Raw genomic sequence first — 7,085 nt, 5'->3', positions numbered from 1 at the left:
AAAGGCTGGGTAAGAATTCCAATTTTCATTATTATATTTTTTATTATTTTTTTAGTTTTCGATATAATAAACTTGTGAGTTTAAGACTAAACATCATTAATTTCATTTTTTTTTCAAAAACATTTAAATTTGGCTTTTTTTGCCACTCGATTAAACTTTTTTTTCTTACTATCAGTCTATTTAATTGAACGATTGCAAATGGAATGGATATGTCTTTTATCACTCTTTTACGAATGAATGGAATAATTTCCCCTCTTAATTTACGTAGTTTTATTCTTAAACCAATTGCATCTTGACGATGATTAAAACCACCTAATTGTGATTGTATTATTTTATTTTCATCTACAATTTTAACAGAGATTTCATTGGTTAGAATTCCATTTTTTATTAATTCATCAGCAATAATTGATCTGGTAATTATTACGCTATTACCAAGCCCCTCATTTCGATACTCATCAAGCCATGCATCTCCTAATGATATATCTGCAAGTTCTGTAAGAACATCAGAGCAAAAATCACATGCGTTTGATTTATACAGTCCTGTTCCCCACATGTCTCCAACTGATCTCATTTTTACTTGATGAAAATTATATTTTTCATCATAAGCTCCAAATGAGTAATCTGTAGCTGTACTTTCTCTATCTTTTATACGATATTCTTGTTTAGAATAAGTTGAAACAATTCCTGATTTTTGGACTAAATAATCAGTAAAAAATTTACTCTTAAGTCCTCCACATATAATCCCAATTAGAAATGGAATTTTTCCTTTTAATTCAGGATTATAATATTGTTTTAATCGTATCGATTTAATAAAGCATGCTACGCCAGATACTGCAATCCTACCATCAATTTTATCAATTTGCAGAAATAATTTTTCAAGTGTTACTGGAATGTATCTTGTTTTTGAAATCTGATTTATTGTAGATATATCACTAAAAAGCTGATACTCATAAGTTCCATTAATTTCTTTGACAATAAATATATAATCAACAATATTATGTTCCAATAGTTTACTGAATACATAAGTTGCTAATCCTCCAGATGAAGAAGTCTCTCGATGTTCGTTTGAGTAACCAACGTACGTATTTTCAAAACGTCCTATCCTGTTATTTGCTTTTTTTGCATTACTCAAAAAAATATTTGCTAATTTATCTTCATCCTCTACTTCATCATCTGGCATAGGGTTAAAGGGACAAACTTTAATGGCACTTTCATTAATTTTTTTACCAATTTTTGCAGGTTTCAAAAAGCCAAATTTATCCCACTCCATTTTCAGGGTTGCTGATGATTCAGATACACAAATACCACAACCCGTGCACAAATCTTGATTTACAATATCCTCGATAGTATATTTTATTTTCATTTAATTAGATGTAAAATTTTTTGTATAAATCTTTTTTCATTTTCATTACATCCTAAAAAAGCAATATTAAAAATCACGATTAATATTAGAGAAAATGACTTCGCAAAAAACAGTAGCCATTCATTTGATAGAGTAATAAACTTATTTAAAAACAAAAAACCAATTATTGATAGTAGTGTTACAAGAAAGATTCTCAAAATTACTGTTGTCATAAAATTCGTAATAGATAGGCCTATTGTTTTTTTTACAAAACGAAGTCTAAATATTAATGATACAATTGAAATAGTAATGCTTATGTAATATATTAATTCTGGTTTATTGTAAATCTTTAATAGCAAATAAGCTAAAGGAAGATTCAAAAAGATTAAAATACCAACGATAATCTGATACCATTTTATATTACCTGTAGCTTGTGCTCCTGTCATTAAAGGTCCTGAGATACAATCTATCAATAAACCTATCAAGCAAAGAGTAACAAATATTGAAGTGTATTGTGGCGGATTATTAAGCCATATTTTCAAAATAAAATCAATGTTAAATAGTATCGGACAAACAATTATGAGCATCAAAAAATAGGAGAACTTAGAGCTTTGAAAGATTAACTTTTTGCTTTGTTCAATATTTCCTTGAGCATAATTTTTAATAACCTGCGGATTAACAGCCATCTGGAAATTAGTTACAAATAAACTAACTGCCGATTGAACTTGAAGCGTAATACCATATGTAGCATTTAGTACCGTTCCAAAAAATAGATTTAAAATAACGTTTATACCTTGTCCTCTGGCAACTGAAGCAATATTTCCGAATAAATTCCATCCTGAATAAGCAATCAATTTATGATATAATTCTTTTTCAAAATAAAACTGATACCTACTTTCTGAATAATATCTCTTACAATAAATTTTGTGAGACATTCTTATAATAAATGCCACTAAAAACAATAATCCAGCATATAAAATCAGTTTATCGAAAGAAAAGATAACAAGTAAATAGACTATTATCAACTTCAAAATAACTTCTACAAAACTCATAATTGCATAAATTCCCATTTTTTCACGGGCGATAATTAATGCATCATATGGTACTTGTATTATTCCTAAAAAAAAAGTAAAAATTGAAAACTGATATACCCAATTAACTGCTGTCATTCTTTCTGCGGGCAAATTCAGCGTATTATTTACAAACCAAAGCCCAAATGTCTCGGCTAATACTAAAATTAAAAGACCTATGATTATATGTATGTTTAACGTTGCGTTAAACGTTTTCTTCAGTTGCTCTGAATCATTTTTACCAATATCAAAAGACAAAAAACGTTGTGTAGCCGAGGTCATTGCGCTATTGAAAAAACCAAACAAAGTTATGATTCCTCCCACTACACTATAAATACCGTAATCTTCTACCCCTAATGTATTTAAAATTATTCTGGAAGTATAAAGAGTTACTCCCATTGTAAAAAACATTCTTATATAAAGAAATACTGTGTTTTTTGCTATAGTTTTGGAATTCAATATTTTGGTTTTTAAAATTCTATTCTTAGACTTCTCCTTTTAAATTAATTTATTAAGGAGATCAGAAATGATTTGCTGTTTATGTGCCGAAAACTTGTAAAGCACCACAAAAATCTAAAACCTCTTTATCTTCAGAAATCTCAATTTCTTTAAATTCCTTATGATTAACTAGAAATACGATTATATCAGCCAAACGAGCTGCTTCTTCATAATTAGTTAATTTAAAAACTTTGTGTTCTGTGATGTTAGGTTCTACTATAAAATATTCTCCATTGTTATCATCTTGCAAAACTTTTTGAACTATATATTTAGCTGGAGATTCTCTTAAATCATCAATATTTGGTTTAAATGCTAATCCCATAAGAGCAATACTAGCTTTTCTTCCGTATTTTAATTCAAATTTTAGTTTAGTAGATTGAATTTTTTCAGCACACCAAAATGACTTAAAATTGTTGATTTCTCTGGCTGTGTTTATTATTTTAGATTCCAGCGGATATGTTGAAACCAAAAAATATGGATCAACAGCGATACAATGTCCTCCAACACCAGACCCAGGTTGTAGAATGTTTACTCTCGGGTGTTTATTAGCAAGAGCAATTAATTCCCAAACATTTATGTTTGCTTTATCGCAAATCAATGACAATTCATTAGCGAATGCAATTTGTACATCTCTTGACGAGTTTTCGACTAATTTGCACATTTCTGCAGTTCGCGCATTTGTAGCGTGTAATTTAGATTGTACAAATCTTGAATAAAAGGCAATTGCTTTTTCTGTTGATTTATCATCTATTCCACCGATTACTCTATCGTTATATACCAATTCATACATAACATTTCCGGGTAATACACGCTCAGGGCAATAAGCAATATCTAAAAAACCCTCTAATTCAGGTCGTTCACTAAAGATAAAATCTCTCATTTTTTCAGTAGTTCCGATTGGAGAAGTAGATTCTATAATATACAAATCTCCTTTCTTTAAAATCGGGATAATACTTTTTGTAGCTGCTTGAACAAATGAAATATCTGGTTCATTTCTTCCTTTAAAAGGTGTAGGAACAACTATTAAATAGGTTGAAGCTTCTACTGGCGTTGTAGCAGCTTTTAAAAAACCTGCTTTAACAGCATTTTCAACAGCAATATCTAATTGTGGTTCTACAATGTGAATTTTACCCATATTTATAGTATCTACTACTGTAGGGTTAATATCGACACCTAGTACACGGATATTTTTAGACGCTATTAATGCTGCTGTTGGTAGACCTATATAGCCTAAACCAATCATTACAACTTCTGGTTGATTCATTGTTATTATTTTTTATTCGTGAGTTTATCTCGCTATATTATTTCTGTGCCTTCTAATTCTGCAATAAAATTTACAATTCTATTACTCGCATTCCCATCACCATAAGGGTTATGTAAAGAACTCATGCTTTCAAAACGATCTTTATTATTTAAAAGATTCAAGGTTTCTTTTATAATCAATTCTTTATCGGTACCAACTAGTATTACAGTTCCTGCTTCTACCGCTTCCGGACGTTCAGTAATATCTCGCATAACTAGGACTGGTTTCCCTAGACTAGGTGCTTCTTCTTGTACACCACCACTATCTGTAATAATTAGTTTAGATCGATTCATCATCCAAATAAAATCCTCATAAGCCAAAGGATTAATAAGTAATACATTAGGAATATCAGATAAAATTCGATTTACAGGTTCTTGTACCTTAGGATTTAAGTGAACTGGATAAACAATTATTCGGTCCAGATTATCCATTGCTATAGTTTTTAATGCCTCACATATACGGATAAATCCATCTCCATGATTTTCTCGTCGATGCCCTGTCACGAGAATCATTTCTTTTTCACCAAGCTTTGATGATAGCTCTTGAATTAAACTACTCGGTGCTTGATTTACTTTATCTATACTCTGTAGTAATGCATCAATAACTGTATTTCCTGAAATTATGATTGAATCTTCGGCAATGTTTTCGTTTAATAAATTTTGCTTAGACAATTTGGTAGGTGCAAAATGATAATCTGATAAACGTCCTGTTATCTGTCTATTTATTTCTTCTGGAAACGGTGCCCATTTATTATGGGTTCTTAAACCAGCTTCAACATGACATATTTTAGCACCGCTATAAAATGAGGCGATACTTCCTGCCATAGTTGTTGTGGTATCTCCATGTACAAACACATAATCTGGTTGAAAATCTTCTAACACAGATTTCATATTAATAATTATATCCGATGTTAAGCTATATAAGTCTTGATTTGGTTTCATTAAATCAAGGTCGTAATCTGGAGTAATGTCAAAAAAGTTTAATACTTGATCTAACATTTCTCTATGTTGAGCTGTTACACATACTTTCGTAGTAAATGTTTTTGGATACTTCTTAAATTCTTTAACCAATGGGGCCATTTTAATTGCTTCAGGACGAGTTCCGAATACAATAAGTACTTTTGCCATTTTAATTATTTTAATTATTATGTTATAATTTGAATTTTAGATATTCTCTAAAGAATACTTTTTATCATACTAATTATCTTGACTTCCTCAATGTTAAAGGCAGATAGACAATAGAAGAAATGATAATAATTAAGAATAAAGCAAGATTGATATTTACGTTCTGTAGTAAAAATGCACTTAGAATTACAATTAAGGATAATGATGTAATAATAATTGTTGCTTTTATATGTGTCAATCCTGAATCTAAAAAGTAATGGTGAATGTGATTACGGTCAGCTTTAAAAGGGCTTTGTCCATTTTTAATTCTAATAATAAAAACTCTTAAAGTATCTGTTAAGGGTAAAGAAAGAAATGCTAAAATAAAAATAGGTCCATTATCTAGTGAAAACGGAATTGCCAAAGTCTCATTTATTGTTAAGAAATTGATAGATTGATACATTATAATAAAACCAATTACCATACTTCCCGTATCACCCATAAAAATTTTTTGAGTTTTGGAAACATTAAATTTAAGAAAGGCAATTAGTGGACCTATCAAAGAAAACGAAATCAGCATTTGCGTGAATTGTCTATTTGCTAAAAAATAGAATCCAAAAAACAAACTAATTATTAAGGCAATTGCGCCAGCCAAACCATCAATACCGTCTATTAGATTGTAAGCGTTTATGACAACCACAAAAGCAAAAAAAGTAAAAATGATTGAGATAATATATGGAAGTTCATGAATACCAAAAATTCCATAAAAATTGGTTATATATATATCTGAAAACAGAATTAAAATTCCTGCTGCAAAGAATTGCGCTATTAATTTTTTTAAAGGAGAAATGACTAATAAATCGTCCTTGATACCAATAAAGAATAAAATTAAAAGGGAGGCTGTTAAATCTAATAAGGTATCTATTTGTAGATATTTATTTAAAATTGATCCTAGAAATGCAAACGTCAATGTAAAACCAAAGAAAATCCCTACTCCACCCATAGTTGGTGTATTATATAGGTGAGAACTTCTTTCTTCTGGTATTTTGGATAATTTTTTTACAGAACTTAAATGAATCAATATAGGAAATAGTTTATAAGACGCTAAAAAAGAAAAAAGTACTATTATAAAAGCTCCTAAAAAGTAGTAATTCAGAATATATGTCATTAACATTTGCATAAAACTTATAATAAAATCGTGTTTTTAATTTATTTAGATTTGATGTTTATCAGATATAGATAAACGCAATTTCGATAACAACTAAAAAGACAAAATGGATAGAATATTTAAAATATAGAAAAGGGTCCCCCGTAGCCAGTCACATTTTGGCTATTATTTGGATATATTATTAAGAAAATCAAGCAGATTAAATCACAAGTAAATACTTTAAAATACAGTACTTAAAAAGGAGTCTTTCATGCTATTTTTAGCACCAATAGATAGTAGCTAATTTTTTACAAAAGTACTTGTAAGCTTAAAAAAAAGACTGAATTAAAAGTGGCATAATGTCCTAAATAAGGACATCTTATTCGGAAAAAGAGTTGATTAATAGAAAAATTAGATATATACACTAAATCTTATTTAGCATATATTATTTTGAATAAATTTTGCAGCACAAAATCAACTAATTTATTCTTTTTTTTGATTTAGAAGTTATCAAAAAAACGTTTACATAAACAATAAGGATCTCACAAACAACAACATAGATACTGCTCAAAATATTGATATGGTTCATTTTTTTACTAAAATTAAGTTCTTAAACAATTAT

The 7,085-nt window shown here is 29.1% G+C and carries 5 protein-coding genes; all 5 read right to left on the bottom strand.

What is annotated here, in order from left to right:
* Nucleotides 1-43 precede the first annotated feature (43 nt).
* The 5 genes from B8T70_RS22385 to B8T70_RS22365 all read right to left on the bottom strand — a co-directional run bounded on the left by B8T70_RS22385 (nucleotide 44) and on the right by B8T70_RS22365 (nucleotide 6,490).
* Nucleotides 44-1,363, bottom strand: coding sequence for a Coenzyme F420 hydrogenase/dehydrogenase, beta subunit C-terminal domain (locus B8T70_RS22385; RefSeq protein ID WP_207621558.1), 1,320 nt, complete (start codon nucleotides 1,361-1,363; stop codon nucleotides 44-46).
* The gene (locus B8T70_RS22380; protein ID WP_255398761.1) at nucleotides 1,360-2,871 is read right to left on the bottom strand and encodes a lipopolysaccharide biosynthesis protein; all 1,512 of its coding nucleotides are present in this window, start codon (nucleotides 2,869-2,871) and stop codon (nucleotides 1,360-1,362) included. Before B8T70_RS22380 ends, B8T70_RS22385 begins: the two co-directional genes overlap by 4 nt.
* 79 nt (nucleotides 2,872-2,950) lie before the next feature.
* On the bottom strand, nucleotides 2,951-4,174 hold the full coding sequence (gene wecC / locus B8T70_RS22375; protein WP_086896287.1) for a UDP-N-acetyl-D-mannosamine dehydrogenase: 1,224 nt from the start codon (nucleotides 4,172-4,174) through the stop codon (nucleotides 2,951-2,953).
* Between the two features lie 32 nt (nucleotides 4,175-4,206).
* Nucleotides 4,207-5,340, bottom strand: coding sequence for a non-hydrolyzing UDP-N-acetylglucosamine 2-epimerase (gene wecB, locus B8T70_RS22370; RefSeq protein ID WP_086896286.1), 1,134 nt, complete (start codon nucleotides 5,338-5,340; stop codon nucleotides 4,207-4,209).
* 73 nt (nucleotides 5,341-5,413) lie between these two features.
* Entirely contained in the window at nucleotides 5,414-6,490 is a 1,077-nt protein-coding gene (locus tag B8T70_RS22365; RefSeq protein ID WP_165572116.1) for an MraY family glycosyltransferase, read from the bottom strand.
* Nucleotides 6,491-7,085 lie beyond the last annotated feature (595 nt).

Origin of the sequence: Flavobacterium sp. AJR, from assembly GCF_002156885.1 — a bacterium.
Classification (GTDB): Bacteria; Bacteroidota; Bacteroidia; order Flavobacteriales; family Flavobacteriaceae; genus Flavobacterium.
This window is presented reverse-complemented; position numbering and strand designations above follow the sequence as displayed.